At 68.2% G+C, this 25,975-nt stretch carries 25 protein-coding genes; 10 read left to right on the top strand and 15 right to left on the bottom strand.

Annotation, left to right across the window (positions count from 1 at the left end; all coding sequences use genetic code 11):
• Positions 1-16 precede the first annotated feature (16 nt).
• The 4 genes from ACLJPD_RS14350 to ACLJPD_RS14335 form a co-directional block, all read right to left on the bottom strand.
• Positions 17-220, bottom strand: coding sequence for a hypothetical protein (locus tag ACLJPD_RS14350; protein WP_410872576.1), 204 nt, complete (start codon positions 218-220; stop codon positions 17-19).
• 59 nt (positions 221-279) lie between these two features.
• The gene (locus tag ACLJPD_RS14345; protein ID WP_410872575.1) at positions 280-771 is read right to left on the bottom strand and encodes an FxsA family protein; all 492 of its coding nucleotides are present in this window, start codon (positions 769-771) and stop codon (positions 280-282) included.
• A 72-nt stretch (positions 772-843) separates the two neighbouring features.
• Positions 844-1,503: a response regulator gene (locus ACLJPD_RS14340; RefSeq protein WP_410872574.1), complete on the bottom strand. Its 660-nt coding sequence runs from the start codon at positions 1,501-1,503 to the stop codon at positions 844-846.
• A 21-nt stretch (positions 1,504-1,524) separates the two neighbouring features.
• Positions 1,525-2,700: a sensor histidine kinase gene (locus tag ACLJPD_RS14335; RefSeq protein ID WP_410872573.1), complete on the bottom strand. Its 1,176-nt coding sequence runs from the start codon at positions 2,698-2,700 to the stop codon at positions 1,525-1,527.
• Positions 2,701-2,756: 56 nt separating this feature from the next.
• On the opposite strand from ACLJPD_RS14335, the gene ACLJPD_RS14330 reads away from it, so the two are divergent.
• Positions 2,757-3,524 (top strand): TSUP family transporter, encoded by a 768-nt coding sequence (locus ACLJPD_RS14330; RefSeq protein WP_410872572.1) that lies wholly within the window; start codon positions 2,757-2,759, stop codon positions 3,522-3,524.
• Here the strand turns inward: ACLJPD_RS14330 and ACLJPD_RS14325 are convergent.
• Positions 3,521-4,171: a helix-turn-helix domain-containing protein gene (locus tag ACLJPD_RS14325; protein ID WP_410872571.1), complete on the bottom strand. Its 651-nt coding sequence runs from the start codon at positions 4,169-4,171 to the stop codon at positions 3,521-3,523. The genes ACLJPD_RS14330 and ACLJPD_RS14325 overlap by 4 nt on opposite strands.
• A gap of 212 nt (positions 4,172-4,383) precedes the next feature.
• On the opposite strand from ACLJPD_RS14325, the gene ACLJPD_RS14320 reads away from it, so the two are divergent.
• From ACLJPD_RS14320 to ACLJPD_RS14310, 3 genes are all read left to right on the top strand, one after another.
• The gene (locus tag ACLJPD_RS14320; protein WP_410872570.1) at positions 4,384-5,913 is read left to right on the top strand and encodes a TldD/PmbA family protein; all 1,530 of its coding nucleotides are present in this window, start codon (positions 4,384-4,386) and stop codon (positions 5,911-5,913) included.
• An 8-nt stretch (positions 5,914-5,921) separates the two neighbouring features.
• On the top strand, positions 5,922-7,301 hold the full coding sequence (locus tag ACLJPD_RS14315; protein WP_410873409.1) for a metallopeptidase TldD-related protein: 1,380 nt from the start codon (positions 5,922-5,924) through the stop codon (positions 7,299-7,301).
• Between the two features lie 74 nt (positions 7,302-7,375).
• The gene (locus ACLJPD_RS14310) at positions 7,376-8,212 is read left to right on the top strand and encodes an HAD family hydrolase (protein WP_410872569.1); all 837 of its coding nucleotides are present in this window, start codon (positions 7,376-7,378) and stop codon (positions 8,210-8,212) included.
• Here the strand turns inward: ACLJPD_RS14310 and ACLJPD_RS14305 are convergent.
• Positions 8,205-9,356 (bottom strand): erythromycin esterase family protein, encoded by a 1,152-nt coding sequence (locus tag ACLJPD_RS14305; RefSeq protein ID WP_410872568.1) that lies wholly within the window; start codon positions 9,354-9,356, stop codon positions 8,205-8,207. The two genes, ACLJPD_RS14310 and ACLJPD_RS14305, sit on opposite strands and share 8 nt — an antisense overlap.
• A gap of 81 nt (positions 9,357-9,437) precedes the next feature.
• Between ACLJPD_RS14305 and ACLJPD_RS14300 the strand changes: the two genes are divergently transcribed.
• Positions 9,438-10,172, top strand: coding sequence for a TioE family transcriptional regulator (locus ACLJPD_RS14300; protein WP_410872567.1), 735 nt, complete (start codon positions 9,438-9,440; stop codon positions 10,170-10,172).
• A 6-nt stretch (positions 10,173-10,178) separates the two neighbouring features.
• Here the strand turns inward: ACLJPD_RS14300 and ACLJPD_RS14295 are convergent, their stop codons facing one another.
• Positions 10,179-11,468, bottom strand: a complete 1,290-nt coding sequence (locus ACLJPD_RS14295) for an acetyl-CoA C-acyltransferase (RefSeq protein ID WP_410872566.1) — start codon at positions 11,466-11,468, stop codon at positions 10,179-10,181.
• A 76-nt stretch (positions 11,469-11,544) separates the two neighbouring features.
• Positions 11,545-11,925: a PPOX class F420-dependent oxidoreductase gene (locus ACLJPD_RS14290; RefSeq protein WP_410872565.1), complete on the bottom strand. Its 381-nt coding sequence runs from the start codon at positions 11,923-11,925 to the stop codon at positions 11,545-11,547.
• Positions 11,926-12,018: 93 nt separating this feature from the next.
• On the opposite strand from ACLJPD_RS14290, the gene ACLJPD_RS14285 reads away from it, so the two are divergent.
• Positions 12,019-12,732, top strand: coding sequence for a glyoxalase (locus ACLJPD_RS14285; protein ID WP_410872563.1), 714 nt, complete (start codon positions 12,019-12,021; stop codon positions 12,730-12,732).
• 87 nt (positions 12,733-12,819) lie between these two features.
• A complete protein-coding gene (locus ACLJPD_RS14280) occupies positions 12,820-13,572 on the top strand; it encodes a 2-phosphosulfolactate phosphatase (RefSeq protein WP_410872562.1) in 753 nt (250 codons plus the stop codon).
• Positions 13,573-13,587: 15 nt separating this feature from the next.
• Here ACLJPD_RS14280 and map read toward each other — a convergent pair whose 3' ends face one another.
• Together map and ACLJPD_RS14270 are read right to left on the bottom strand one after the other, a co-directional pair.
• Positions 13,588-14,349 carry a type I methionyl aminopeptidase gene (gene map, locus ACLJPD_RS14275; RefSeq protein ID WP_410872561.1) on the bottom strand — a complete coding sequence of 254 codons (762 nt, stop codon included), beginning with the start codon at positions 14,347-14,349 and terminating at the stop codon, positions 13,588-13,590.
• 60 nt (positions 14,350-14,409) lie between these two features.
• Positions 14,410-15,225, bottom strand: coding sequence for a mycofactocin-coupled SDR family oxidoreductase (locus tag ACLJPD_RS14270; RefSeq protein WP_410872560.1), 816 nt, complete (start codon positions 15,223-15,225; stop codon positions 14,410-14,412).
• Positions 15,226-15,361: 136 nt separating this feature from the next.
• On the opposite strand from ACLJPD_RS14270, the gene ACLJPD_RS14265 reads away from it, so the two are divergent.
• On the top strand, positions 15,362-15,625 hold the full coding sequence (locus ACLJPD_RS14265) for a helix-turn-helix domain-containing protein (RefSeq protein WP_410872559.1): 264 nt from the start codon (positions 15,362-15,364) through the stop codon (positions 15,623-15,625).
• Between the two features lie 24 nt (positions 15,626-15,649).
• Here ACLJPD_RS14265 and ACLJPD_RS14260 read toward each other — a convergent pair whose 3' ends face one another.
• A complete protein-coding gene (locus tag ACLJPD_RS14260) occupies positions 15,650-18,058 on the bottom strand; it encodes an MFS transporter (RefSeq protein WP_410873408.1) in 2,409 nt (802 codons plus the stop codon).
• A 237-nt stretch (positions 18,059-18,295) separates the two neighbouring features.
• Positions 18,296-19,138, bottom strand: coding sequence for an NAD-dependent protein deacetylase (locus ACLJPD_RS14255; protein WP_410872558.1), 843 nt, complete (start codon positions 19,136-19,138; stop codon positions 18,296-18,298).
• A gap of 132 nt (positions 19,139-19,270) precedes the next feature.
• On the opposite strand from ACLJPD_RS14255, the gene ACLJPD_RS14250 reads away from it, so the two are divergent.
• The gene (locus ACLJPD_RS14250) at positions 19,271-19,726 is read left to right on the top strand and encodes a hypothetical protein (protein ID WP_410872557.1); all 456 of its coding nucleotides are present in this window, start codon (positions 19,271-19,273) and stop codon (positions 19,724-19,726) included.
• A 30-nt stretch (positions 19,727-19,756) separates the two neighbouring features.
• On the opposite strand, the gene ACLJPD_RS14245 is transcribed toward ACLJPD_RS14250, so the two are convergent.
• A complete protein-coding gene (locus tag ACLJPD_RS14245) occupies positions 19,757-20,578 on the bottom strand; it encodes an SGNH/GDSL hydrolase family protein (RefSeq protein ID WP_410872556.1) in 822 nt (273 codons plus the stop codon).
• Positions 20,579-20,668: 90 nt separating this feature from the next.
• Here ACLJPD_RS14245 and ACLJPD_RS14240 point away from each other — a divergent pair, with 90 nt between their 5' ends.
• Positions 20,669-21,244 carry a TetR/AcrR family transcriptional regulator gene (locus ACLJPD_RS14240; RefSeq protein WP_410872555.1) on the top strand — a complete coding sequence of 192 codons (576 nt, stop codon included), beginning with the start codon at positions 20,669-20,671 and terminating at the stop codon, positions 21,242-21,244.
• A 35-nt stretch (positions 21,245-21,279) separates the two neighbouring features.
• On the opposite strand, the gene ACLJPD_RS14235 is transcribed toward ACLJPD_RS14240, so the two are convergent.
• Together ACLJPD_RS14235 and cobN are read right to left on the bottom strand one after the other, a co-directional pair.
• Positions 21,280-22,119: an acyl-CoA thioesterase domain-containing protein gene (locus tag ACLJPD_RS14235; RefSeq protein ID WP_410872554.1), complete on the bottom strand. Its 840-nt coding sequence runs from the start codon at positions 22,117-22,119 to the stop codon at positions 21,280-21,282.
• Positions 22,120-22,210: 91 nt separating this feature from the next.
• Entirely contained in the window at positions 22,211-25,849 is a 3,639-nt protein-coding gene (gene cobN / locus ACLJPD_RS14230) for a cobaltochelatase subunit CobN (RefSeq protein WP_410872553.1), read from the bottom strand.
• Between the last annotated feature and the right edge of the window lie 126 nt (positions 25,850-25,975).

The following is a 25,975-nucleotide window of genomic DNA, read 5'->3' as shown; positions in this document are numbered from 1 at the left end:
TACGCCGACGACGGTGTCAGGTCGGCAGTGACAGTGCGGCGCGCACTTCGGCGTCACCGAACCCGGCGGGACAATGCCCGCCCGCCTCCACGGCGATCATTTCCAATCGCCATGCGGCGGTGGTGAAATCCGACATCGACTGTCCGGCAGCGGTGCTCGCTCTGCGCACCGCGTCGGCCAGTTCCTCGCTCACCGTGACGGTGATCTGCTCGGTGGCCATGCCGGTACTGTAGACCCTTCGCCGCCGGACGAGGGCGTGTCGGTTCAGACCGACTCGAATCAGGCGGAGCCGAGCGCGCGCGGACCGCTGGCGTGACCGTCGTCGTACCACTGCCCGACTACGGTGCCGTCGACCACATCACCGTCGGCGTCGACGACCATTCCGCGATACGGCGAGGGCGCGAACGAGGGCAGCGGACCGAAGCGCCGGGTACCGAGCTTCTCCAGCGCCGGTCGTAGCAGCGCCCTGGTCGGCGGGAACAGCGCGAGCAGGCCGACCAGACCGGTGACCAGACCCGGCACGAACAGCAGCACCGATCCGGTGGCGACGATCACGCCGTCGGCGACCGCGCTCTCGGCGGTCACCTCGCCACGGGAGGCGCGCCGGAATCGGTCGAACACCCGCCTGCCCTGCCGTGCGAGCAGCACCAACCCCACGCCCGACACCGCGACGAGCACGAGCAGCGCCCAGCCGACGCCGATCAACTGGGCCAGACCGACGAGGGCGGCGATCTCGACGACGAGGTAGAGGACGAACAGCAGGGCGGTCATGGCGATCCTTTCGGATGATCTGTCTGTTCAACGCACCAGCGCCCGATTTTTCTCCCGGGCTCGCCGACGGGTTCAGGCACCTGGGCGCACCAGACCGGTTTCGTAGGCCAGGACCACCGCCTGCACCCGGTCGCGCAGGCCGAGTTTGGTGAGCACCCGCCCGACGTGCGTCTTCACGGTCGCTTCCGACAGGAACAGCGCCGTGGCGATCTCGGCGTTGGAGCGCCCGACCGCGATCTGTTCGAGCACTTCGCGTTCGCGTGCGGTGAGAACGTCGAGGACCTTCGGGTCGCGCAGGCTGGTCGGGTTTTCGGCGACGAGGCGGTCGAGCAGCCGTTTGGTGACCTTGGGCGACACCACCGCGTCACCGGCGGCGACGCTGCGGATGGCCGAGACGAGGTCCTCGGGCGGGGTGTCCTTGAGCAGGAACCCGCTCGCACCGGCGCGCAGGGCACCGAGGGCGTGTTCGTCGAGGTCGAAGGTGGTCATCACGAGCACGCGCACGCCCTCCCCCGCGGCCACGATCTGCGCGGTGGCGGTGACCCCGTCCACGACCGGCATCCGCACATCCATCAGCACCACGTCGGGGCGCAGTTCGCTCGCGCGCCGCACGGCCTCGTCACCGTTGCCCGCTTCGCCGATCACCTCGATGTCCGGGTGCGCGCCGAGCACCATCTTCAGGCCCATCCGCATGAGTTCCTGATCGTCCACCACGAGCACGCTGATCGGCATTGCCCCACCATAGTGGGCGGATCAGTCCGTTTCGGTGCGCAGTGGAAGGTCGGCCCGCACCTGCCAGCGACCGTCGTCGAGCCTGCCCGCGTGCAACGTGCCGCCGAGCACCGCGACCCGTTCGCGCATCCCGACCAGTCCCATCCCGGTGCCGGGGATCTCGCTCCCCGCGCTCACCGTGGCCGGAATCCCGCCGCTGTCGGTGACTTCGACGAGGATGTCCTCGTCGCGCCGGTGCACCCGAACCACCGCCTTCGACTCCGCCCCCGCGTGGCGCAAGGTGTTGGTGAGCGATTCCTGCACGATGCGGTGCACGCCGAGGCTCACCTCGGGGGCGATGTCGTCGAGTTCACCGGTCAGCTCGAGGTCGACCGCCAGACCCGCTTCGCGCATCATCTGGGCCAGCTTCGCGATCCCCGCGCTCCCGTGTTGTGGCAGTAGTTCCGGTGCGTGCTCGGTGCGCAGCAGCGCGACCGTGCGGCGCAGTTCACGCAGGGCGTCGCGACCGGTGCCCGCGATGGTGGCGAGTGCGCGTTCGGCGGTCTCGGGGTCCTGACGCAGGGCGTATTTGGCCCCATCGGCCTGCACGATGATGACACTCACCGCGTGCGCCACCACATCGTGGAGTTCGCGGGCGATGCGGGTCCGTTCGGCGGCGACCGCGTCGTGGGCGCGACGTTCCTTGTCGTAATCGGCGACCGCGAGGCGGGCCGCTACCTCAGAGTCGTAGGCGTGGCGGGCACCGTTGAACTCGGCCAGTGTCCAGCACAGCGCGTAGATGAGCCCCGCCATCGCCAGATCGCCGCCACGCGGCTGGTCGAGCAGCACGACCGAGGCCGCCATGTCGAGCGTGAGGAAGACGAGGAAGATCAGCCCCTCCCGCCGCCCGACGTAGGCGACGAGCGTGTACAGCATCACCCCGAGCCCGATCAGCGCGACGTGATCAGCGACCTGATCATCGATCAGATAGCCGATCAAGGTGTTCAGCAACGACAGCACCAGCAGCACCGCCGCGACCGTGCGCGGATACACCCGCCGCAGGATCAACGGCAACGGCAGGATCACCGAGAAGATCAGATAGACGACCTTGTTGTGTTCGTCGCCCACCCCGATGGCATCGAGGAACAGCAGCAATCCCGCGAGAATCGAGTCGGCGACGATGGGTCGTCCGCGTAGCCACAGGCTGAACCGGCGCACGGGGCCCAGCGTAGCCCCGGCTGGCATTCCGGCCGTGATCTTGATTGCCTGTACGAGTGCAAATAGGAGACTGGACGGTCCTGCTGGTGGCCGCGGCAGCGGCGGGCTGGGTCGACGCCGTGGTCGGCGGTGGCGGGCTGATCATTCTGCCGACGCTGCTCCTCGTCGTCCCCGGCATCACCCCGCAGACCGCGCTGGGCACCAACAAACTCGCCGCGCTGGCGGGCACCGCGACCGCGGTGGCGACGTTCGCGCGCAAGGTGCCGATGCAGTGGAAGGTCCTGCTGCCCGGCGCGGTGATCGCCGCGATCACGGCCGCGTGCGGCGCGGCGGCGGTCTCGCTGATCGACCGCGACCTGTTCATTCCGCTGGTCATGGTGGTGCTCGTCGGGGTGGCGGTGTTCGTCACCCTGCGCCCCTCGGTCGGTCTGACCATGGCCACCCATCCGCCGACGCGACGCAGAGTGATCCTGGTGGTGGCGCTGGCGGCCGGCCTCATCGGCCTCTACGACGGACTGCTCGGGCCGGGGACCGGCACCTTCCTGATCATCACCTTCGCGACGCTGCTCGGCACCGAGTTCGTGCGGGCGGCGGCGATGGCGAAGGTGATCAACTGCGGATCGAACGTGGGTGCGCTGCTGTTCCTCGGCGCGACCGGGCACATCCTGTGGGGCCTCGGCGCCGCCATGGCGGTGGCGAATGTGCTGGGCGCACTGGTCGGTTCACGGATGGCACTGGCCAAGGGCGCCGGGTTCGTCCGGATCGTGTTGCTGGTGGTCGTGGTCGTGATGGTGATCCGGTTGGGGTGGCAGCAGTTCGGTTAGTGCGCCGGTTCCGTCGGCGCGGACGCGGCGAGCCAGGGCTGCAGGACCCGCGAGGTGGTCTCGTGGATCTTGCGGTGCAGGCGTTCACCGTCGTCGATGCCGTGCTGGGGCTGCTGGAACAGCACCGTCAGCGCGCCCGACACCGCGCCGACCACGGCACCGACCAGCGCTGCCGCGCCGACCTCGTCGAGTTCGTGCGGGAACGCGATGTGCAGCTGGTGCGCGATCTCGCGCTGCGCGACCAGTTGCGCGTGCGCGGCGCGCCCGCTCACCGAGGGGACGGTCCGCGAGACCCGCGCCCGCAGCGCCGCCACCCGCGAGCCCACATCGTCGACGAGGTGTGCGCCGGGGTTGTCGCCTGCGGCGCGCAAGGCGCGCAGCAACACCTCCACCGGTCGCTCACCGGGCCGACGCGTGGCGATGGCCGCGACAGCTGCGCGCACCCGTTCGTCGGGCTCGGGGAAGAGCAACTCTTCTTTGCTCGCGAAGTAGTTGAAGAAGGTCCGGGTACCGACCTCGGCCGCGGCCGCGATGTCGGCGACGGTCGTTTCCTCGTACCCGCCGGCCTCGAACAATTCGACGGCGGCCACGAGGATCGCACGTCGGGTTCGTTCCCTTTTTCGATCGCGCAGGGCAGATGGCGGCACGGCGGGCACCCTACGGCATTTCCGGCACCGCTCGCGGGAGGAGGCGGAGTCCGCGCGTCACGGCAACGACTGTCGCAACCGGCTTTTCGCGCACCGACACGCTGCCTCGTGGCACCCACTGCAGGCAGGCAGCGCCTGCATCGACCGACATGACGGTGGCCGGATCCGGTTCCGGCGCACATGTGTCGGTGGCACCGGTTAGCGTTGGTCCGGTGAGTACCACGACTTCCAGAGATGTGGACGAGGAGTTCCGCGCGCTCGGGCTCGGCGCACTGGCCGAGGCCGCGTTGTCGGCGGCCCGCGCGGCAGGCGCCGACCACGCCGATCTGCGCGTGCACCGTCTGGTGACGCAGTCGATCCGGTTGCGCGACGGCCGCGTCGAGGCGGTCACCGATGCGACCGAGCTGGGGCTGGCGGTGCGCGTGATCGTCGACGGCACCTGGGGTTTCGCCTCGCACGCCGCACTCACGCCCGCGACCGCCGCCGAGGTGGCGGGGCGCGCGGTGCGGGTGGCGCGGGCGCTGCGTTCGCTGAACCGGGAACGTGTGGAGCTGGCCGACGAGCCACGCTATGACAATGTCTCGTGGGTCTCGTCCTACGATCTCGACCCGTTCGCGGTGCCGACCGCCGACAAAGTGGCGCTGCTGCAGGACTATTCGGAACGCCTCTCGTCGGCCGACGGTGTCGACCACGTCACCGCCTCGGTCCTGCAGGTCAAGGAGCAGACGTTCTACGCCGACACCGCGGGTTCCTCGATCACCCAGCAGCGCGTGCGCTTGCACCCCCAGTTGGAGGCTGTCACCGTCGATGCCGCGTCGGGCGTCTTCGAGACGATGCGCACCCTCGCCGCGCCCGCGGGCCGGGGCTGGGAGTACGTCACCGGCGCCGACCGAACATGGGACTGGACGGGCGAACTCGCGCAGATCCCCGGCTGGCTGGCCGAGAAGGTGAAGGCGCCCAGCGTCGTCGCGGGTCCCACCGATCTGGTGATCGACCCGACGAACCTGTGGCTCACGATCCACGAATCCATCGGTCACGCCACCGAGTACGACCGGGCGATCGGCTACGAATCCGCGTACGCGGGTACCTCGTTCGCGACTCCCGATCAGCTCGGCACGTTGCGGTACGGCACACCGATCATGCATGTCACCGGAGACCGCACCCAGGTCAACGGCTTGAGCACCATCGGCTACGACGACGAGGGGGTGGCGGGCCAGCAGTGGGATCTGGTGCGTGAGGGCATCCTGGTCGGCTACCAACTCGACCGCGTGTTCGCCCCGCGGCTCGGGCTCGACCGATCCAACGGTTGCTCGTATGCCGATTCGCCGCACCATGTTCCGATCCAGCGGATGGCGAACGTGTCGTTGCAGCCCGATCCATCGCGTGACACCGGTACCGCGGAGCTCATTTCCCGCGTCGAGGACGGCATCTACATCGTCGGCGACAAGAGCTGGTCGATCGATATGCAGCGCTACAACTTCCAGTTCACCGGCCAGCGGTTCTTCCGGATCCGCAACGGCGAGCTGGACGGTCAACTGCGCGATGTCGCCTATCAGGCCACGACCACCGATTTCTGGGGGTCGATGGAAGCGGTCGGCGGGCCGAGCACCTGGCAGCTCGGTGGCGCGTTCAACTGCGGTAAAGCGCAGCCGGGTCAGGTCGCGGCCGTGAGTCACGGCTGCCCGTCGGTGCTGGTGCGTGGGGTCAACATTCTCAATACCCGGACGGAGGGCGGTCAGTGAACGAGGGTCTGTTCCCGGCGGGCGCGGTGGTCGAGCGTGCGCTGGCGGTGTCGAAAGCCGACGAGGCGATCGTGATCGTCACCGATGCGCACGAGGCGTCGCTGCGGTGGGCCGGCAACTCGATGACCACCAACGGTTCGTCGATTTCGCGGGATTGGGCGGTGATCTCGGTGTTCCGCGACGGCCCGAACGCCGCCAGGGTCGGCTCGATCAGCTCCACCAGCGTCGACTCCACCGAGATCGAGGCCGTGGTGCGCGCCAGCGAGGAGGCCGCGCGCACAGCCGCCCCGGCCCGCGACGCGATGCCGCTGCTCGAACCCACCGACGACGACACCGCCACCTGGGATCAGGCGCCCGGCGCCACCGAGATCGAGGTGTTCGCCGGGCTGGCGCGTGACCTGTCGACCGGTTTCGACGGCACCGACCGTCTCTACGGCTTCGCCCACCACCGGGTGCACACCACCTGGCTCGGCACCTCGACCGGCATCCGTCGCCGGTTCAGCCAGCCGACCGGTTCGGTGGAGATCAACGGCAAACGCGGCGAGGGCAAGGATCTGGCCAGCGCGTGGGTCGGTGTCGGCACGGCCGATTTCACCGACGTCGACACCCCGGGCCTGCTCGCCGAGCTGTCCCGCCGACTGGACTGGTCCAAGCGCCGCATCGATCTTCCCGCAGGCCGCTACGAAACCCTGCTGCCCCCTTCCTCGGTCGCCGATCTGATGATCTACCTGGCGTGGAGCATGGAAGGCCGTGGCGCCCACGAAGGCCACACCGCGTTCTCCCGCGCGGGCGGCACGCGGATCGGTGAGCGGCTCAGCGACATTCCGCTCACGCTGTACTCCGACCCGAAGGCGAGCGCCCTCGAATACCGGCCGTTCGTGGCGACCGGTTCGTCCTCGGAATCGCTGTCGGTCTTCGACAACGGCCTGTCCGCCCGACGCGTCGACTGGATCGGCAACGGCGTCATCGAGTCACTCGTCTACCCACGCGCGACCGCCGCCGAATTCGCCGCCCCCACAACGGTTCCCGGTGAGAACCTGCTGCTCACCGGCGGCGGTGACGCGTCGCTGGACGACATGATCGCCCGCACCGAACGCGGCCTGCTCCTCACCTGCCTCTGGTACATCCGCGAGGTCGACCCGGCGACCCTGCTCCTCACCGGCCTCACCCGCGACGGCGTCTACCTCGTCGAGAACGGCCGGGTAACCGGCGCGGTGAACAACTTCCGCTTCAACGAAAGCCCCCTCGACCTGCTGCGCCGCGTCGCGGAAGCAGGCGCCACCGAGATCACCCTCCCCCGCGAATGGAAGGACTGGTTCACCCGCACCGCCATGCCCCCACTGCGCATCCCCGACTTCCACATGTCCTCGGTGAGCCAGGCCACCTAGCAGCGGGAAGACTCGAGTACCGCCGCCGAGCGCCCCGGCCCGGTGGTCGTCGCGGTGCATGACAGCATGACCGAGTGACCAGTATCCGGATGTTCGCCACCGACCTCGACGGCACGCTGCTGCGCTCCGATCGCACCGTGTCCGCACGCACCGCGGCGGCGATGGCGCGTGCGCAAGCGGCGGGCATCGAGGTCGTGTGGGCGACGGCGCGGGCTCGGCATTCGGTGCACGAGCTGGCGCAGTCGTGTGGTTTTCGCGGTAGAGCGGTGTGTGCCAACGGTGCGGTGGTGCTCGACCTCGCGGACGGCACCCCCGAGATCATCGAAACCGTGTCGATCGACAACGGTGCGGCGGGGTTGGTGATGGAGCAGATTCGCGGCCTGATTCCGGGTGTCGTGTTCGCCACTGTCGGCGCCACGCGGTTCGTCGCCGAGCCTGCCTATGCCGCGCTGTGCAAGTTCAGCGATCATCACCGGCACCCGCACGAGATGGAGTTGTCGCAGACCTTGCCTGCCGGGCTGGAAACGATGGTGAAGATCGTTGCCCGCCATCCCGAGTTGCCCGGTGCCCAGCTGTACCGGACGGCGGTGGCGGTCGGGATCACCGGCGTGGAACTGACCCACTCCGGCGCCGCCTACATGGAGATGGCCGCCGAAGGTGTGTCGAAAGCCAGTGCGCTGCAACGGTTGTGCGCGATGGACGGTATCGACCTGGCAGAGGTGGCGGCCGCAGGGGACGCGCTCAACGATGTCGCCATGCTGACGTGGGCGGGTACCGCGCTGGTTCCGGCCAACGCGGTCCCCGAGGTCATCGCACTCGCCGACCGGGTGCTGCCGACCAACGACGAGGACGGTGTCGCCTCCTACCTGGAGGAATTGGTGGGCTCGTCACAGCGCGGCTCGGCTACCTGACAGCTGTCGGCGCCCGCCCGACGGCCAGGTGCAGGATCGTGTCCGCCACGGCCACGGTATCCGCATCCAGCGGAAAGTAGCCCTGCTCCCGCGTCGCATCGGTGCGGGTATGTCCGGGCCCGAGCTCTGCCGCCGGCAGCAAACCCCATGTGCCGATGCGGTTCTGCAGTGTGTGCTCGAAGGTGCCCGGCTCCGGTTCGGCGAGTTTGAGGCCGTCGCTGCGCCCCAAACTGCCGAGGATCACCCCGTACCGCTCCCCCAGCAGCGATCCGACGATCGCCCCCGCACCGGACCAGACGAGTTCCATCGGTCCCATCGACATGACACTGGTGTTGCGCCGCAGGTGCAGGTTGTGCGAGTACACCAGGGTCGGCCCGCGGCGCGCTTCGATCGACCGGATCTCGAGCAGATTCTGGGCCATGAGCGCGTCGCGGGAGGCGGCCAGGCTGTTCCATCGCACGCCGTCCTCGGTCGGCGCGGCTGCCTGCCGATGGTAGCGGAGCAAGCCGAGTCCAGCGGTGAGATGGATTGTCGCCCTTCGCCACTCGTCGAGTGAGGTAGCCGCGATCCGCTCCGGCGCGCGAGTGTAGAGCAGGGTGAGCATGTCGTCGGCCATCACCCGCAACTGCTCGGCGTCGGCGGTGGCACCGGGCGAGACCTTCGCATCCAGGACTGCTTCGGGGCGGTTCCATCGCTCGTCGCTGCCCGCGGGCCCGGCGATGTCGAAGTCGAGCTCCAGGTAGTCGCGGGCGAATTCGAGGTAGGTGCGCGGGCTGGGAGCGCTCATCGTTTCCATCGCGGCGTCGAATCCGTAGAAGCCGACCTGATCCTCGGCCGGTCTGCCCGCGTTGTAGTCGCGCAGCCACGCGACCAGTTCCCGGTTGCCGGTGAGTTCGCCGAAATCGTGCGAGAAGCCGGTCCGCATCACTTCGTCGAGGGCGCCGTGGCCACCTCGGACGAACTCGTCCACGGTCAGGCCTGCCACCCGATCCGTTTCGAGGGCGATCGATCGGAACCCACTCGCCACCAACTCGACGAACAGTTCATTGCGGACCGACGCGAAGCCGGGTTCTCTGTGCGTCGGTTCCCCGAGCGCGAGCAGTTCACAGGATGACGGGACGAAGTCGCTGATTTTCTGACTCATGTCTATCAATCGTATCGTTGAAAGAACGGTTGAGGGTTGATCAGGAGCTGTTCGCCGGAGATGTCGTAAAGTTTCAAATCAGTGAGAACCCTTCGACCATCCGACCTGGCCCGCGAGCACGCGATTTCGACCCAGGCGGTCCGCAACTACGAGCAGGACGGCGCTCTGCCACCGGCCGAGCGCACCCCCACCGGCTACCGGATCTACACCGACCTGCACGCGAGCGCGCTGCGCACCTACCTCACCCTGATCACCGCCTACGGTCACGCCACCGCGGGTCAGATCATGCGGGCTCTGCACGCCGACGACCTCGACAAAGCCCTCACGATCATCGACCGCGGGCACAGCCAACTCCTGCGAGATCGCGAAACCCTGATCGCGGTGCGCCGAGCCGTCGACCACCTGATCACCGAATCGAGCTCTGACACAACACTTTCAGCCGATACCAGGACCGTCGGCGAACTCGCCCACCACCTCCGAGTCACCCGCGCCACCCTGCGTGCCTGGGAGGCAGCCGGAATCCTCACCCCCACGCGCGACCCCGCGACCGGCTACCGCCACTACAGCTCCACCGACCTGCGCGACGCCGAACTGGCCCACATCCTGCGCCGGGGCCACTACCGCCTCGCCCACATCGCCACGGTCGTCGAACAGATCCGCGCCGCGGGCAGCACCGAGGCGCTGGCGAGCGCGCTCGACAACTGGCAGGCGAAACTCACCGCTCAGGGTGTCTGCATGCTCGACGGCGCTGCCGCGCTGAGCCGATACATCGTGGACCTTCGAACGCACCGTCCCCTCCCCGGTGCGCCCGCCTGACCCGCGCTAGACGCGTTCGAGTACCGCCGACGCGCCGATCCCGCCCGCCGCGCAGATCCCCAGCAGCGCAGTCTCTTTCCCGGTGCGGGCCAGTTCGTTGGCCATGGTGGTGACCATGCGAGCGCCGGTGGCGCCGAACGGGTGGCCCAGCGAGATCGAGCCGCCGTGCACGTTCAACTTGTCGATGTCGACGGTGCCGACCGGCTCGTCGCGGTCGAGGCGGGCTTTGGCCCAGTCGGTGCTCTCCAGCATGCGCAGCACCGAAAGAGTCTGTGCGGCAAAGGCTTCGTGGATGTCGACGAGGTCGATGTCGGCCAGGGTCATGCCCGCCTTGTCGAGGGCGCGCGGCATCGAGATCGCCGGGCCGATGAGGACCTGGTCGGCGGGGTCGACGCTGACGAAACTCCAGGAGCGGAAGGCCGCCTGCGGCGTGAACCCGAGGGCGCGTGCCTTCTCCTCGCTCATCAGCAGCACCGCGGACGCGCCGTCGGTGAGCGGGCTGGCGTTGCCCGCGGTGACCGTGCCGTTCTTGTCGAACACCGGCCGCAGAGTGGCGAGTTTCTCGATGCTGGTGTTCGCGCGAACCAGTCCGTCGACGCCGATCAGCGTGCCCGACGGGGTGGTGACCGGCACGACCTCGTCATCGAAACGTCCCGAGGCGATCGCGGCCGCGGCGCGGTGGTGCGAGCGAGCGGCGAAAGCGTCCTGATCGGCGCGCGAGATGCCGTTGATCCGCGCCATCTTCTCCGCGGACTCGCCCATCACCTCACCGGTGGTGCGCTCGGCGATCTTGGGCTGGCGCGGCAGGATGTCGGTGAACGGCGCGAGTTGGCGGACCACATCGAGGTAGTCCATCGCCGAGGGCTTGCCCAGCGCCACCGGCGCGACCGCGTGCACCACCTTCTGCGGCAGTTTGATCTCGGCATTGCTGGTGGAGTCGCTGCCACCGGCGATCATGATGTCGTACTCGCCGCGCTCGATCGCCGCGGCCGCCGAGGTCACCGCCTGCAGACCGGACGCGCACGCGCGGGTGACCGTGTATCCCTCGCACCCGAAGTCCAGATTCAGGTCGAGGGCGATCTCCCGCGCGATATTGGGCGCATGACTGGGCAGCACAACCCCGCCCCAGACGATGGACTGGATCTCGCCGGGCGCGATCTGCGTCCGCTCGATCAGCCCACGAACCGCCGCACCGGCCAGTGCGATGCTGTCGAGGCGGGTGAAGTCGGTGAACGCGCGCACGAACGGAGTCCGGGCTCCCGCGACGACGACGGCTCGGTTGCGTTTCTCGGCCATGTGGGTCCCTTCGGAAGTACTGCCGAAGACTCACAGTATCCGATACCGGCGGTTCTGCATATCGGATCGGCGCAAATCAGGCGGGCGTGATCTCGATGCCGATCGTGCCCGCCTTGCCGCGGCGCAGGTTGCTGCCGAGGATCACGAGTGGGCCGGTCAGCCAATACTTCCGGCGGATCGCCGACCGGAGTTCGTCGGTTTCGGCGGCGTCGAGCAGCCGTGCGGTGCCGGTCACGACGGCACCGTGTGCGTCCCCGCGCACGTTGCAGGGTTGCAGTGTCACCTCAGGGTTGCGCCGGACGCGCTTGACCTTCCAGCTGTCGGTCACCGTCCAGACAAGGAGTTTGTCCTCGCGGGCCACCGCCCACACGGGCGTCCCCACGGGTGTGCCGTCCTTGCGGAAGGTGGTGAGCAGTACGTAGTTCGCGGTTGCCAGCTCGCCGAGGCGGTTCGTCATGCCCGCAGCTTAGTGGGCGAAAACTTTTCGGGCGCGCGCGTGAAACTCTTCGTAACCTCGGGGGCGAATCGACTCTCTGACGAAAGGCCGAACGTGACCGACACCGCGGTGCCCCTGCTGTGGAGCGGCGATCTGCCGAGCACCCTCGAGTTCTACCGTGCGCTCGGCTACACCGTCACCCATGAGCAATCCCGCCCCTACGTGTACGGCGCGATCGAGCACCACGGCTGTGCCTTGCATTTCGCACCCGCACCGCCGGGTGTCGAGCTGCCGGTGGAACATGCGGGCGCGTTGGTGATGGTCGACGACGTCGCCGCGCGCCACGCCGAGTACAGCGCCGCACTACGCGCCCATTACGGCAAGATCCCCAGCAAGGGCCGTCCCCGCATCACCCGATTCCGCCCCGGCCAGTCCCGGTTCTCCCTCGTCGATCCGGTCGGCAACACCGTCCTGGTGATCCAGCGCGACGAGCCGATGGAACTCGAGTACGGCGGCTCCCGCGAGCTGAAAGGCCTTGCCCGCGTCCTCGACAACGCCCGCATCCTGCGCGATTTCAAGAACGACGACCGCGCGGCGACCCGTGCCATCGAGGTCGGCCTGCACCGCTTCGGCGCCACCGCGACCGCGCTCGACCGCGCCCGCGCCTACGCCGCCCTCGCCGAACTCGCCGTCGCCGCCGAGGACCCCGACCGTCTCGCCCACTGGAGATCCGAACTCGACACCGTCGAACTGACCGCCGAGGAGCGCACGGCGATCGCTGCCGACGCCTCCGATCTGCTCACGGCCTGGCTCGCCGCGACCGACTGAACCCGGTCCGCCGGCAGACTTCGGGTCCGGCAGGCGCAAGACAGATATCCGTGGTGGACTATCGGATTCGTCTATCGGGAGGTCACCGTGCAGTGGGCACAGCAGCGTGGGTTCGGGATTCGGGTGGAGTGGGGGCAGGCCGGGGCACGCATGCTCGGGCCCGAGGCCGCGTGTCTGGTGGTGATCGATGTGTTGTCGTTCACGACGTCGGTGTCGGTGGCTACCGATGCGGGGACTGCGGTGTTTCCCTATCGGTGGCGGGATGATTCGGCGCGGGTCTTCGCCGAGGAGAACGCCGCCGAACTGGCGGTCGGACGGCGGGAGGGCGGTCCGTGGTCGTTGTCGCCGGCGGCGATCCGCCGCGCGCCGTTCACCGAACGGCTGGTGCTGCCCTCGCCCAACGGTTCCACCATCGCGGCCGCTGTCGAGGGGACGCCGGTTGTCGCCGCTTGTCTGCGCAATGTCAGCGCGGTCGCCGACTGGCTCGTTGCCCAGCAGTGGGGCACCGCCGATCGGCCGATCGCGATCATTCCGGCGGGCGAGCACTGGCCGGGCACCGACACCGTGCGACCGGCGCTCGAGGACTGGCTCGGTGCCGGGGCGCTTGCCGCCGCTCTCATCGAACGCGGGCTCACCACACCCTCCCCCGAAGCACGCACGGCGGCAACCACATTCGAGGCAACACGCGACTCGGGCGCCCTGATCACGGACTGCGCGTCCGGTCGCGAGCTCGCCGCGATCGGTTTCGCCGATGATGTGGCCATCGCGATCGAACGGGATGCCGACGCTACCGTCCCGGTTCTCACCGACAACGCCTTCGTCGACCGCCGACCGCGATAGCACTCGCCACGACTCTCACGACGTGAGGATGCTCGGTCCGTCGGCGGTGATCGCGATCGTGTGCTCACTGTGCGCGCAGCGGGAGCCGTCGGCGGAGCGGATCGTCCACCCGTCGGCATCGGTGTAGACCTTCGCGGTGGTCGCCGCGAACCAGGGTTCGATCGCCACCGTGAGACCGGGTCGCAACGGGAACCCACGACCGGCGCGGCCGTCGTTGGCGATGTGCGGATCCTCGTGCATGGTCCGCCCCAGCCCGTGCCCACCGAACTCGGTGTTCACCGGATATCCGTACCCGCGTGCGACATTCGCGATCGCGGCGGAGATGTCACCGATGCGGTTGTCCGGTTGCGCGGCGGCGATCCCCGCCGCCAGGGCCTCTTCGGTGGCCCGCACCAATCGCTCGTCCGCAGGCGCCGGGGTACCGACGATGAACGAGATCGCCGAGTCGGCGACCCAGCCGTCGATCGACACGGCCAGATCCGCCGTCAGCAGGTCTCCGTCACACAGCACGTAATCGTGCGGAAGACCGTGCAGCACAGCATCATTGACTGCCAGACACACGGTATTGCGGAACGGTCCGCGCCCGAACGACGGTGAGTAGTCCCAATAGCACGACACCGCCCCGCGTTCGCGAATCCGTTCCCGCACATACGCTTCCAGCTCGAGCAGGTTCACCCCGACCGCCGCACGGTCGCGCACCCCGGCCAGCACGTCGGCGACGAACCGGCCGGTCACCCGCATGCGCTCGATCTCCGCGGGTGATTTCAACTCCACCATGACGCCTCCACTCGGTATTTTCATACCGACACTAGCGGCGCCGGTATAAAAATACCAAGTTCAGCGGTTCAGGTTGCCCATGTCCACGGGGATCTGCGCGCCGGTGATCTGGCTCGCCTCGTCCGAGCACAGCCACGCCACCGTCGCCGCGATCTCCTCCGGCTGACAGATGTGACTGGGCAGCGCGTTCATGAAAATGGGTGCGAGGGTGGCCCCGTATTCCTCGAACAACGGCCCCATCTCGTGGATCTGCATACCGCTCTCCACGCCCGCCGGGTGGACGGTGTTCACCCGGATCCGGTGGGATCCGAGCTCGTTGGCCATCGTCTTGGCCAGGCCCGTGATCGCGTGCTTGGTCGCGACATAGTGGCCGGTGAACGGGATGCCCTTGATCCCCGCCACCGAACTGGTGAACACCATCGCACCGCCGTCACCCTGTGCGATCAGATGTGGCACAGCGGCTTTCGCGGTGTGCCACACACCGGTGAGGTTGACGTCGAGGGTCTCCTGCCACTGCTCGGCGGTGATCTCCCACGACATCGCCGCCGAGCAGATCCCCGCATTGGCCACGACCACATCGAGCCTGCCGAGCTGTTCGATCCCCGCCGTCAGGGCAGCCGAGAGCGCCTCGAAATCGCGCACGTCGGTCTTGCTCGCGACGATCTTGCCACCCGCCGCCTCGACCAGCTTCACGGTCTCGGCCAGATCCGCCTCCGTCGAGCCCGCGTAGCTCGTGCTGGCGAACTCCGCGCACGCGTCGATCGCGATCACGTCGGCGCCTTCCTCGGCGAAACGCACCGCTTCAGCCCTGCCCTGTCCGCGCGCCGCTCCTGTGACGAAAGCGACCTTGCCCTCGAACCGTCGTGTCATGCCCATACCTTTCGAACCTCGATGTCCTTCCCCTGACACCTACCATCGCCACCGCCCCGGTGAGGCGAAAACGGAGATCCCTTCTCAGCTTCTCGCAGGCTCACCTTGGCCAACGGGTTCGCGACGACATACCATCGGTCGCATGGTCCGTCTCCCGCTCAGTCCCGCGCAGGTCGAAGCAGGCCGCCGCCTCGGCCGCCGCCTGCGCACCGCCCGGGGCGAGCGCGACCTCGCCGAGGTGGCCCTGCGCGCAGGCATCTCCCCCGAGACACTGCGCAAGATCGAGTCGGGACGGCTGCCCTCGCCGGCGTTCGGCACCGTCGTCGGCCTCGCCGAGGCCCTCTCGATCCCCTTGGCCGAGCTGGCCGAGTCCTACCGGGCCGAACAGGTCGCCGAGTCCGCCTGATCGGCCGGATCGACTTCGACCCGCTCACCGGCGGTTCATCGACTCCTCGTTCTCGTACCCCAGCGTCACATCGTGGGTGATCTCGCCGCGCGTCACCGACACCTGACTCGCCACGGGGGGATAGCCGCGCGCGACGACCGTGTACTCCCCTTCCGGCAGGTCGGGGACCAGGTACTTGCCCGACTCGTCGGTCCGGGCCGTCGCGGCCGGATCGCCGCCCGAATCCAGGACGGTGATCTGCACATCGGCGACGGGGCGGTCGCCGTCCACCCAGGCCGAGCCGAGCAGGATGGCCATCGGTTCGAGGTCGATGTCGCGACGCAGCGAGCCGGTCTCCGGCACGGTCAGCGCGACCGCCGACGGGCGCATGTGGTCGGCCACCGCGACCAGGGTGTACGTGCCGCTCACGACATCGCGGCACACGTAGGTGCCGTCCTCGCCGGTGATCGCCGCGCCCACCACCTCTCCCTCGGGGTCGGTCAGCGTGATCGTGGCACCCCAGAGTGGTTCGCCGCGCCGCGCCGATCGCACGATCCCCGTGAGTTCGCCCGCGCCGGTGAGCATCAGGTCGACGTGCTGGGCACGCTCCCCGACCGACACGCTCACCGCCTCGGGCTGATGACCGGCCGCGGCGGCGATGAGCACATAGTTGCCGGGTCGCGGCGCCTCGAGCACGTACGCGCCGTCGGCGTCGCCGTTGCCGCGGGCCACCTGATGCCCGTGCTGGTCGATCAGGGTGAGAGTGGCGGCGGGCACCGGGCGCTCGTCGTCGCGACGCAACAGGCCCGCGATCACCCGGCCGGTCGCGCCGGTCCGCAGTTTTCCCGCCATCTCGTGCGCGTCGTGCAGACTCACATCGCGCAGCAAGGTGGCATCGGCCGGTTCCTCGGGAACCGGATCCTCTTGCAGCGGAATCTCTTTCATGAACACCAACACCAGGCAGGCCACCACGGCGAGGTCGGCGGCGAGCAGGAACACGCTGTGCATCGAGTCGGTGAATCCCTCGAGGATCGGGATCCGCAACTCGTCGGGCAGGGTGGCGATGCCGCTGGTATCGCTGAGCATGCCTTCGAGCCGCGCGCCGTCGAAACCGGGCGGCAGGCTCCCGCCGAAGGCTTCCAGGATCGAACCGGGCAGCCGGTCGAACAGCACCGTCAGGAACACCGCGACACCGAGCGTCCCGCCGAGCTGACGGAAGAACGTCGCCGCCGCGGTCGACACGCCCATCTCGGTGCGCCCAACCGCGTTCTGCGCGGCGATGATCAGTGTCTGCATGCAGCCACCGAGCCCGAAACCCATGATCGCGCTGTAGGCGAGCGGCTGCCAGAGCGGACCGTTGTAGCTGATCCGGGCGAACAGGGCGCACCCGATCGCCAGGATCAGCGCGCCGAGTACCGGCAGCACCTTGTAGCGCCCGGTGGCCTTGGTGATCAGCCCGGAGATCTGCGCGCCCACCATGATCCCGAGTACCAGCGGCAACATCAACAGCCCCGCCTCGGTCGGCGAGAAACCGCGCACGACCTGCAGATACTGCGGCACCATCGTGATCGCGCCGAACATCGCCACACCCACGAGGAACCCACCGAGGATCGCGATACTGAACGTGGAACTGCGGAACAACCGCAGCGGGATCAGCGCCGAGTCCTTCATCAGGAATTCGACCAGGACGAACAGCAGCAGACCGCCAACGCAGATGCCGTAGCAGAGCAGCGATTTCGGCTCGGTCCAGCCCCAGATCCGCCCCTGTTCGGCCACGATCAGCAGCGGCACCACACCCACGACGAGTGTGATCGCGCCGAGCCAGTCGATCCGGCTGCGTTGGCGTGTGTGCGTCACGTTCAGCATCTTCGCGACGACGAGGAACGCCAGGATGCCGACCGGCACGTTCACCAGGAACACCCAGCGCCAGCCCTCGATGCCGCCCAGGCTCTCGTATTCGGACAGGAAACCGCCGACCACCGGGCCGAGCACCGTCGCGATGCCGAACACCATGAGGAAATACCCCTGGTAGCGGACCCGTTCGCGCGCGGGCACGATGTCGCCGACGATGGTGAAGGCCAGCGACATCAACCCGCCCGCGCCCAATCCCTGGAACGCCCGGCACCCGGCCAGCTGGTACATGGTGGTGGCGAAGCAGCAGGCCGCCGAGCCGATCACGAACAGGGCTATCGCCAGCAGGTAGAACGGTTTGCGCCCGTAGATGTCGGCGAGTTTGCCGTAGAGCGGCGTGGTGACGGTGGCGGTGATCAGATACGCCGTTGTCGCCCATGCCTGTTCGTCGAACCCGTCGAGACTGTTCGCGATCCGGACGATCGCGACGCTGACGATGTTCTGGTCGAGCGCGGCGAGGAACACCCCCAGCAGCAGGCCGGACAGAATCGTGAGTGTCTGGCGGTGCGTGAGGCGTGATTCGGCAACGGCGGTATCGGTCATGGAGAAGCCCTGGTTCTGATCGGCTGGCAAGTGGGGGTCGATCATTCGGCCCACACGAGGACCGACAACCCCGCTGCGAGGAAAACTTTGCGCCGCGGGTGGAACTCTTCATGCACTGGTCCGCAGAGCTTACCCACGCCGGATTTTTCGCCGTCACCGAGGGATCAAGTTACCGGTGATTTCTTTGGCAAACGAGAGGCGGCGACGCCCGCGACAGTCAGTTCGGCGGAGCTGAATTCAGCTGTCGAGTTCGGCGAGCGCGGACAATGTTTCCGAGCAGCCCGCCTCGATTCGGAGGGTGGCGAGTTCGTCGCCGCGGGTGCGCCCGCGATTCACGATCACCACTGGCACACCGTTTTTCGCGGCTCTGCGCACGAATCGCAGGCCCGACATGACCGTCAGCGAGGAACCCGCGACCAGTATCGCCTGCGCGGTGTCGACCATGTCGAAAGCGGCTTCGACGCGGTCGGGCGGCACATTCTCACCGAAATACACGATGTCGGGTTTGAGCATTCCGCCGCATGCCATGCAGTCGACCATCCGGAATCGGTCGGTGTCGGTCACCACCGCATCCGCGTCCGGTGCCACTTCGATACCGGTCGCCCCGGCGGAAAGACGCTCCGCGAAACCGGGATTGGCGGCTTCGAGGTGGTGGGCGAGAGTCATTCGGGAGATGAGATTCGCACACCGCAGACAACGCACGCGCGCGTAAGTTCCGTGCAGATCGATCACCTGACGTGCCCCCGCCTTCATGTGCAGCAGGTCCACATTCTGGGTGATCACTCCCGACACCACCCCGGCCCGCTCGAGCCGCGCGACGGCGCGGTGCCCGGCGTTGGGCCGGGCGGCATCCATCCGCCGCCAGCCGATGTGATTGCGGGCCCAATACCGTTGCCGGAAGACCGGGTCGCCGACGAATTGCTGGTAGGTCATCGGGGTACGCGGCGGCGAATCGGGGCCGCGGTAATCGGGAATGCCGCTATCGGTGCTCAGCCCCGCGCCGGAGATCACCACGGTGACGCGCCCGCTCAACAGCTCGGCCGCGCGTGCCACCGCGTCGGTGGTGTTGTGGTCCACCATGGGATCCACTCTACGAGCGGGGCGGCGCCGTGGTGTGTGCGGGACGAACACGCCGAGCCGAGTTGCGTGCGGTGGGCGCGCGGCGACATGATGTTTGCTCCGCCCGGCATCGACCGCTGCAGAGGAAAACCAATGTCCGACACCGACGAGCACGGCCGCACCGCGCTCAATGCCGCGGTCGACGGGACCATTGTCGCCGTCCGCCGGATGTTCTATGTCCTTGGCGACGAGATCGACCGCACCGAGGGCCCGATCGAATTCACCTTCCACAATGGCTCGACCCTGCTCTTCGACGCCGGCGTCGACGGCGCGGAACTGCGCATCGGCGGGTCGCCGTGGCGTGACCCGTTCGAGCCGCTGGTCGACCCGGTGAACATCGAATACGTCGCCAATTCCGGCAAATACACCGCGTTCGATGTCACCGACGAGGCACCCTACGACGAGCTCGCGGGCCGCCGGGTCGACGCGGTCTCGGTGGTGCCACTGGCCGACGGCCGCCCCCGCGCGGCCACCCTGTATCTGGGCTCGGGCATGGTGAAGGCGGAGTCGATCGCCGACGAACTCATCGTGACACTGATCTCCGCATAGCGGATCACCGAACTCTATTTCAGCACAGCATCATTCGTGCCCTGTGGTGAGCCACCGCGCGACCAGATCAGCGACGATGGCGCCGCCCTGGTCACTGAGGTGGATGTGGTCGACCAGGAGTTCGAGGCCATTGCTTCGGGCGACCTGGTCCCAGCTTCGGCCGAGGAGGTAGTGCTTCGCCGCGGCGCGGAAGGCCAGCGGAAATCCGAAGTCGAATGTCGTTGCCGCACTGCCTGATCGACGGAGTCGGTCCGCGAACTGTTCGTGCACGGGCAGGTAGTCGATCCCGGCCGTGGTCGCGGTGTTCTCGATCGCTGTGTTGAAGTCGTCGAGACGGTGGTTGATCGGGGCATCGAGATCTTCACCGAGGGGCGGCAAGGAGAGCAGCGCGACCCGTGCGGACGTCTGGGACTCGATGCGGTCGACCAGGGCACCGAGATCGGCACGATACCGGTCGACCGACGTCTCGCCGCGCACATCGTTGGTGCCGACCAGCAGGACGACGGCGTCCGGTCGGCAGCGCACCACATCGGTGTCGACCCGCCCGAGTAGATCGGCGGCGGTGTCGCCGTTGACCCCGGCATTGACGAACGTGTAACCGACGAATTCGGGCCGATCACGCAACGCGCCCACCCAGTTCGCGCCGAGCGTGCCCTGCGTCATGCTCGCCCCGGCCGCGACGACCACCGGCCCGGCCCCTGACGGCCGACCGACGTCGCAGGCCTGGGACGGCGGAGTATCGGCCGACCGCAGAAATGTCAGGTAGGCGACGGCGCCACCGGCACCCAGCACGCCGACAAGGACCAGGACAGCCGCAATGACGATCGGCTTCTTCGGAAACTTTCGCAACACGGTGGGAAACCTCCAGCTCGAGCAGGGTTAGTGGTTACTAACCAAGTGTGGGCTAGTATTCACTAACTGTCCAGCGCGGAAGGACCACGGGTGAGCACACGGGATCGGATCCTCGACGCCGCGGCGGAGATTCTGCGGACCCGCGGCGTCGCACAGGCCACCACCAAAGAGATCGCGCACGCGACCGGCGTCTCGGAGCCCACTCTGTACAAATACTTCGGCGACAAGGAGCGACTGCTGCTGGCCGTCCTCCAGGAACGGGTGCCGGGGCCCTCGCGCGTGACGATCACCGCAGGCGCGGGAACTGTCGAGGACAATCTCACCGAACTCGTCGAAGCGACGCTCGAGTTCTACCAGCGATCGATTCCGATGCTGGGCGCTCTGCTTGCCGACCCACAGCGCATGGCGACACACCGAGAGGCGATGCGCCGCCACGGCGCGGGCCCCGATCGGGCGGCCGAGGCTTTCGCGGGATACCTGCGGGCCGAACAGGACCTGGGTCGGATCACCGCGACGGCCGATCCGCACGTCGCGGCTCTACTGCTGAACGGCGCCTGCTTCCACGAAGCCTTCCTGCGCTACTACGCCGGGGGGCCCGACGCCGATGCCGCGCCGCGCTCGTACGCCGAGGCGCTGGTTCGGTCGATGGCCGCGCCACTACTGTGACGCCGAGCGGCCCCGACGGCGTCCAGGACTCACGGTTACCTGAGGGCGTCCGCCACGAATGACTCCGACAGCTCGTCGATGACGTCGCCGCGGATCTGCCTGCGTTCGTTGGCCAGCGCGGTGGTCGTGCAGATGCCGAACGCACCCTGTTGGTCGTAGAGCACCGCGGCACCCGCCGCGATCCCGTCGTCGCTGAGGTGACTCTCCGCTTCGAGACCCATCTCGTCGCCGACGGGCATGCGCGAGAACGTGATCGACACATCGGTGTTGATGAAACCGATGCCCTCGGTGCCCCAGTTGGTGACCAAGCTGGTCTGCTCGCCGGTCATCGCCGCGTAGCAGAACGGGGACGACGGCTCCCCCGCGACGACCGGGATATTGCGCACCCACTTGCGTTTGCGGGTGTCGTTCTGGTGTTCGGTCATATTCGCCGACCAGCCCTGCCCGTCACTGCCGAACAGGTGCATCTTCTCGTCGATGGTGGCCAGTACGTTCGGCGGCGGCAGCGGACGATCGCGGTCGAGGCGCCAGACCTCGCCCGGCGGCTGGGTCGAACGCTTCAGCAGTAGCGCGCTGCCGCGGGCGACGATCTCGCCGTCGGCGCGCACGACGATCGTCGCCGAGCGGACCCGGTTGCCGTCGCGCACGAGTTCGCTGGCGATCGTCAGCGGTACGGCGGGTACCGGACGGTGCAGATCGACGGTCAATCGCGCCGGGCTGAACCCGTCCGCGCAGTAGCCCGCTTCCACTTCGCGCGCCATCAACCCGCATACCGGTGGCCCGGACAGCATGCTCGACGACCACAGGCTCAGCGAGTACCGCATCGGCGTGAAGACGCCGTCCGCGTGCGTGAAATATCCCGGGGAGGTACTCATCGTGACCCTTTCCGCCGCGTGTGCCGGGCGGGATCGCGCCGGCACACCATGGCTCAGACTAGAACGTGTTGCAGTTTTGCGGCAAGTGAGGTCACTCCAGCTCACCCTCGGTTTCCAGGTAGACCTGCCGCAGTTTGTCCAGGGTCTCCTGCTCGGGGTGCTCCCACAGCTTGCGCTCGGCGGCTTCCAGGAGGCGTTCGGCGATGCCGTGCAGGGCCCACGGGTTGGACTGCTCCATGAACTTGCGGTTCACATCATCGAAAACGTAGCTCTCGGAGAGCTTTTCGTACATCCAGTCGGCGACCACATTGGTGGTGGCGTCGTAACCGAACAGGTAGTCCACGGTGGCGGCCATTTCGAAGGCGCCCTTGTACCCATGGCGTCGCATCGCCTCGAGCCAGCGCGGGTTCACCACCCGGGCGCGGAAGACGCGGGCGGTCTCCTCCGAGAGCGTGCGGGTGCGCACGGCGTCGGGGCGGGTGGAGTCGCCGATGTAGGCCTCGGGGTTCTTGCCGGTCAGCGCGCGGACGGTGGCGACCATGCCGCCGTGATACTGGAAGTAGTCGTCGGAGTCGGCGATGTCGTGTTCGCGGGTATCGGTGTTCTTGGCGGCGACCGCGATGCGCTTGTACGCGGTGCGCATGTCGTCGGCGGCGGGGGCGCCGTCGAGATCGCGGCCGTAGGCATAGCCACCCCAGGTGGTGTACACCTGCGCCAGATCGTCATCGGTGCGCCAGCTCTTGGAGTCGATGAGCTGCAGCAGACCCGCGCCGTAGGTGCCCGGCTTGGAACCGAAGATGCGGGTGGTGGCGCGGCGGGTGTCGCCGTGTTCGGCCAGATCCGACTGCGCGTGTGCGCGAATGTAATTGGACTCGGCGGGCTCGTCGAGATCGGCGACGAGGCGGACCGCGTCGTCGAGCAGGGCCAGCACATGCGGGAAGGCGTCACGGAAGAATCCGGAGATGCGGACGGTGACGTCGATGCGGGGGCGGGCGAGTTCGTCGAGGGAGATCACCTCGAGGGAGGTGACGCGCCGGCTCGCCTCGTCCCACACCGGCCGAACACCCAGCAGCGCGAACACTTCCGCGATGTCGTCGCCGGAGGTGCGCATCGCCGAGGTGCCCCACACCGAGAGACCGACCGACTTCGGGTATTCGCCGTGGTCGGCCAGGTAGCGGGCCAGCAGCGATTCGGCCATCGCCTGGCCGGTCTCCCACGCCAGCCGCGACGGGACCGCCTTGGGGTCGACGGAGTAGAAGTTGCGGCCCGTCGGCAGCACGTTGATCAAGCCACGCAGGGGGGAGCCGCTGGGGCCCGCGGGGATGAAACCGCCGTTGAGGGCGTGCAGGATGCGGGTGATCTCGATGCTGGTCTCGCGTAGGCGGGGCACGACCTCGGTGGCGGCGAAACGCAAGACGGTCGTCACCGCGGCGAGGCGGGCCGATGATTCGACCGAATTGCCCACTCCCCCGGCGAGGATCGCGGTGGCGTAGTCGTTCACCAGGGTTTCGACGGCATCGGCCGACCAGTCCGTCGCCTGGAGCGCGGCGAGGATCTCGCGGGCGCGCCCCTCCACCACGTCGACGCGATCGCGCGACTCGTCACCGGCTTCGCTGAGTCCCAACGCTTCTCGCAGGCCGGGCACGTTCTGTTCGCCGCCCCACAGCTGGCGGGCGCGCAGCATCGCCAGCACCAGGTCGAGTTCCATCTCGCCCTCGGGTGCCTGGCCGAGGATGTGCAGGCCGTCGCGGATCTGGACGTCCTTGATCTCACACAGCCAGCCGTCGACGTGCAGGAGCATGTCGTCGAAGACGTCTTCTTCGGGACGTTCGGCGAGACCGAGGTCGTGGTCCATCTTGGCCGCGCGCATCAGGGTCCAGATCTGCTGGCGGATGGCGGGCAGTTTGGCCGGGTCGAGGGCGGAGATGTTGGCGTGCTCGTCGAGCAACTGCTCCAACCGGGAGATGTCGCCGTAGGTTTCGGCGCGCGCCATCGGCGGGATGAGGTGGTCGACGAGGGTGGCGTGGGCGCGGCGCTTGGCCTGGGTGCCCTCGCCGGGATCGTTGACCAGGAACGGGTAGATCAGCGGCAGATCACCCAGCGCGGCGTCGGTGCCACAGGAGGCCGACATGCCGAGCGTCTTGCCGGGCAGCCATTCCAGGTTGCCGTGCTTGCCCAGGTGCACCATCGCGTCGGCGCCGAACCCGTCGGGCGAGGACAGCCAGCGGTAGGCGGCGAGGTAGTGGTGACTCGGCGGCAGGTCTGGATCATGGTAGATCGCGACGGGGTTCTCACCGAATCCGCGTGGCGGCTGCACCATCAGCACCACATTGCCGAAACGCAGTGCGGCGATGACGATTTCGCCCTTCGGGTCGGCCGACCGGTCGACATAGAGTTCGCCCGGCGGCGGGCCCCATGCCGCGACGACGGCCTCGCGCAGGTCCGCGGGCAGTGAGTCGAACCAGCGGGTGTAGGTGGTGGCGCCGATGCGAATCGGGTTGCCTTCCAACTGTTCCGCGCTCAACCACTCCGGGTCCTGGCCGCCCGCGGCGATCAGCGCGTGGATCAGCGCGTCGCCGTCACGCTCCACCAGCCCGGGGATCTCGTTGATGTCGCCGAGATCGTAACCGGCGGTGCGCAATTCGGTGAGCAGGCGAATCGCACTCGCCGGGGTGTCAAGGCCGACGGCATTGCCGATGCGGGCGTGCTTGGTGGGGTAGGCCGAGAGCATGATCGCGATCCGCTTGTCGGCGGCCCGGATATGGCGCAGACGCGCGTGGCGCACGGCGATGCCCGCCACCCGGGCGCAGCGTTCCGTGTCGGGGACATACGCGGACAGACCGTCGGCGTCGAACTCCTTGAAGGAGAACGGCACCGTGATGATGCGACCGTCGAACTCGGGCACCGCGACCTGCGTCGCGACATCGAGCGGGGACAGACCGTCGTCGTTGGCCACCCACTGCGCGCGGCCGCTGGTCAGGCACAGGCCCTGCAGGATCGGCACATCGAGGGCGGCCAGCGCGGCCACATCCCACGCTTCGTCGTCACCACCGGCCGAGGCGGTCGCGGGCTTGCTGCCACCCGCCGCGAGGACGGTCACCACGAGGGCGTCGGCGCGGCCGAGCAGGGTGAGAAGTTCGGGTTCGGCGGTGCGCAGCGAGGCCGCGTAGACCGGCAGCGGCCGCGCACCCTTGGCCTCGATGGCCTTGCACAGCGCCTCGATGTAGGCGGTGTTGCCCGCGAGGTGCTGGGCGCGGTAGTAGACGACGGCGACAGTCGGGGCGTGCGGTTCCAGGATCCGCGGGGACCGCTCGAGTTCACCCCAGGTCGGCAGTTGCGCGGGCGGTTCGAAGCCGTGACCGGTCAGCAACACCGTGTCGGACAGGAAGTTGTGCAGCTGCAGCAGATTCTCGGCACCGCCGGCGGCGAGGTAGTTGTGCGCGTCGGCCGCGACACCGACCGGCACCGTCGAGCACTCCATCAGCTCGGCGTCGGGCGCGATCTCACCACCCAGTGCCACCATCGGGACCCCGCTCGCCCGGATCGCGTCGAGGCCCTCTTCCCACACGCGCTTGCCACCGAGGATCCGCACGATCACCAGATCAGCGCCGTCGAGCAGTTCCGGCAGATCCTCCACGAGCAGCCGGGCGGGGTTGCCCCAGCGGTACTCGGCGCCGCTCGCGCGGGCACTCAGCAGGTCGGTGTCGGAGGTGGACAGCAGCAGGATCACAGGGTGAGACCTTCCTCGGGTGGCGCGCCCATCGGGGATGCGGTGCTCGCCGGAGAGGGTCTGGCTGTTCACAGTGGCGCGACCGCACCGGATTTCCACCGGTTTCCTCGACGCCCGCCGAGCAAG

The organism is Nocardia sp. A7 (genome assembly GCF_046549215.1).
Lineage (GTDB): Bacteria > Actinomycetota > Actinomycetes > Mycobacteriales > Mycobacteriaceae > Nocardia.
Note: the sequence above shows the minus strand (reverse complement) of the source record. Positions and strands in the feature narration are given on the sequence as shown.

Bases quoted from the DNA above. Each gene is read 5' to 3' on its own strand.
- ACLJPD_RS14350 (WP_410872576.1), bottom strand. From the start codon at position 220: ATGGCCACCGAGCAGATCACCGTCACGGTGAGCGAGGAACTGGCCGAC.
- ACLJPD_RS14345 (WP_410872575.1), bottom strand. From the start codon at position 771: ATGACCGCCCTGCTGTTCGTCCTCTACCTCGTCGTCGAGATCGCCGCC.
- ACLJPD_RS14340 (WP_410872574.1), bottom strand. From the start codon at position 1,503: ATGCCGATCAGCGTGCTCGTGGTGGACGATCAGGAACTCATGCGGATG.
- ACLJPD_RS14305 (WP_410872568.1), bottom strand. From the start codon at position 9,356: ATGAGTCAGAAAATCAGCGACTTCGTCCCGTCATCCTGTGAACTGCTC.
- ACLJPD_RS14295 (WP_410872566.1), bottom strand. From the start codon at position 11,468: ATGGCCGAGAAACGCAACCGAGCCGTCGTCGTCGCGGGAGCCCGGACT.
- ACLJPD_RS14290 (WP_410872565.1), bottom strand. From the start codon at position 11,925: ATGACGAACCGCCTCGGCGAGCTGGCAACCGCGAACTACGTACTGCTC.
- map (WP_410872561.1), bottom strand. From the start codon at position 14,349: ATGGTGGAGTTGAAATCACCCGCGGAGATCGAGCGCATGCGGGTGACC.
- ACLJPD_RS14270 (WP_410872560.1), bottom strand. From the start codon at position 15,225: ATGGGCATGACACGACGGTTCGAGGGCAAGGTCGCTTTCGTCACAGGA.
- ACLJPD_RS14265 (WP_410872559.1), top strand. From the start codon at position 15,362: ATGGTCCGTCTCCCGCTCAGTCCCGCGCAGGTCGAAGCAGGCCGCCGC.
- ACLJPD_RS14260 (WP_410873408.1), bottom strand. From the start codon at position 18,058: ATGACCGATACCGCCGTTGCCGAATCACGCCTCACGCACCGCCAGACA.
- ACLJPD_RS14255 (WP_410872558.1), bottom strand. From the start codon at position 19,138: ATGGTGGACCACAACACCACCGACGCGGTGGCACGCGCGGCCGAGCTG.
- ACLJPD_RS14250 (WP_410872557.1), top strand. From the start codon at position 19,271: ATGTCCGACACCGACGAGCACGGCCGCACCGCGCTCAATGCCGCGGTC.
- ACLJPD_RS14235 (WP_410872554.1), bottom strand. From the start codon at position 22,119: ATGAGTACCTCCCCGGGATATTTCACGCACGCGGACGGCGTCTTCACG.